The 2120-nt window shown below is 28.3% G+C and carries 3 protein-coding genes; all 3 read left to right on the top strand.

Annotated elements, in window-relative coordinates; genetic code table 11:
• The first annotated feature begins 261 nt into the window (after window positions 1–261).
• Genes IAI56_RS15555 through IAI56_RS15545 form a run of 3 tightly spaced genes read left to right on the top strand, consistent with a single transcriptional unit; the run spans window position 262 to window position 2112 of the window.
• Window positions 262–822: a hypothetical protein gene (locus tag IAI56_RS15555; RefSeq protein ID WP_187658735.1), complete on the top strand. Its 561-nt coding sequence runs from the start codon at window positions 262–264 to the stop codon at window positions 820–822.
• Window positions 823–1755 (top strand): DnaJ domain-containing protein, encoded by a 933-nt coding sequence (locus IAI56_RS15550; RefSeq protein WP_187658734.1) that lies wholly within the window; start codon window positions 823–825, stop codon window positions 1753–1755. It begins immediately after the preceding gene.
• A 3-nt stretch (window positions 1756–1758) separates the two neighbouring features.
• Window positions 1759–2112, top strand: a complete 354-nt coding sequence (locus IAI56_RS15545) for a KTSC domain-containing protein (protein ID WP_187658733.1) — start codon at window positions 1759–1761, stop codon at window positions 2110–2112.
• Window positions 2113–2120 lie beyond the last annotated feature (8 nt).

Raw genomic sequence — 2120 nt, 5'->3', positions numbered from 1 at the left:
TACGCTGTAAGTTTGTTTTATAATCTGAAATTTGTAATTTTCAATTTTTATTCGAGCTTACAGCGTGTGTCCTGCTCATGCAGGGCACACACAGCGGTTTAAATCAATGGCTTGGTTTGTGTTTGTTCCGAAAATTCTCCGAATTTTCTAAAGTTTGTGTATATTTGGAATGGCTTAGGTAAACACAACGCCACTAATTTAAGCCACAGAACGTTGTGTGAAACCTTATGACGAATTGCGTCCAAACAAAAATCAATAAATATGAAAAAATCAATCCTTTTATTCGGCTTCTTTCTTTTTTTATCTCTCAACATTAATGCACAAGAAAATGAACTTGCACCTTTTCTCGCAAAAACAATTTCAGGAGCAAATTTAAGAGTTGAACCAGATGAAAATAGTGAGAAGAAAGAAACGCTAAAAGTTAATTCTGATTTATATGTCTTTTCGGCTGAAGAAACTAACGGTTACATAAAATGTATAGATATAAAAACAAACAAATTAGGTTGGGTTAAATCATTTGCTATCAAAAAAATAAAAGATATTCCATTATCTTCTTCGAGTGGTTTTCAAGAAAGCGGAACATCATCAAGCTACGATACAGAAGTTGAAATAACTAATAAATCTTCCTCGACGATTTCATTAATTGTGGGCAATAATTATTTTTCGTTAGAGCCACATTCGACAACTACTGAAATTACAGAAAATGGTGTTTTATATTATACAGCTTCTGCGCCAGGAGTTATACCAAGTTCAGGCAAATATAAATTTGAACAAGGTCATAAGTATAACTGGACTTTTACAATAGTTACACGAAGAAGATAAATGAAAGATTATTACAAATCGTTAGAATTAAATTTTGGCGCAACATCAACAGACATTAAAACAGCTTATCGAAGGTTAGCAAAAAAATATCATCCTGATTTACATTTTGGCAACAAACTATTTGAGGAAAAATTCAAAGAAATCAATGAAGCCTATTCTATTCTAAATGATAAAGCGAAAAAAGATATTTATGATATAAACTATCAAAAAAGCAAATACCGTCAAAGCACAAACAACAACTCATCAAATTCTACAAAAAATTCAGAAAAGAAAGAACAAAAACAAGAACCAAATTCGGAACCTAAAACAAAATACCAAAACACCACAAAAGAAAAACCTAAAAATATGATAAATGATTTTACGAATATTTTCAATACAATTTACAAGAATAAATTATATAGATATATTGGTGTTTTTGCAATCATAATATCGTCAATATACATCTACAAGAAAGATGACATTTCAAAATATTATGACGAACAAGAAAAGAAAGAGAAATACGAACTGCTAATTTATGGTTTAGAAAATACCAAAAAGTTTGAAAACACATCAATTCCATCTTTGGACATACCAAAATTATCATTAGAAACTAAATGGAAGAATGAACTAATGTACTATAAATTTACAATTAGTTCTGTTGGTGACACAATTAGAATTGGTAATAAAGAATATCCACCACTTCAAAGATTAGATTTTTTAAATGGTGAAAATTATTTTAAAATTAAAGTAAATACTGTACGAGAATTTACTTTAAATTTTCTCGATGAAGATGGATTTAAAGTTCATTCAATGGATATTCCATCAAGCGAAATGTCAGAAACAGTAGATGACAAAGGTATTGTTGTAGGTTATTCTGTAAATTCAAACTTAAAAATTAAACCAGAACTTTATAAAGAATTTTCTAAATGGGAAATAGCCTATACAAACTATTAACAAATGAAAATAATAATTTACATATTAAGTACTTTTTGTTTGTTAGGATGCAATTCTAAAAATTGTAATGAAATTCCATTAAATTTTAAAACATATGAACAAGCTGTAACCGAAGTTGAAAACTCAACTTTTAAATTTAAAGAGGAAACAACAAAAAGTAGTTCTTGGATTGAAGATGCAAATTATTACAGTTGTGATATGAAAACAGGATTTTTAATAATTGAAACTTCGAGCCAAAAATATATTCACAAAGATGTTCCAATAAGAGTTTGGCAAGAATTTAATAACTCAACATCATTAGGAAAATATTATAACCGAAATATAAAAAATAGATTTCAACTCTATCTTGAAAAATAAAGGCATCA

Source organism: Flavobacterium macrobrachii, assembly GCF_014486675.1.
Lineage (GTDB): Bacteria > Bacteroidota > Bacteroidia > Flavobacteriales > Flavobacteriaceae > Flavobacterium > Flavobacterium macrobrachii.
This window is presented reverse-complemented; position numbering and strand designations above follow the sequence as displayed.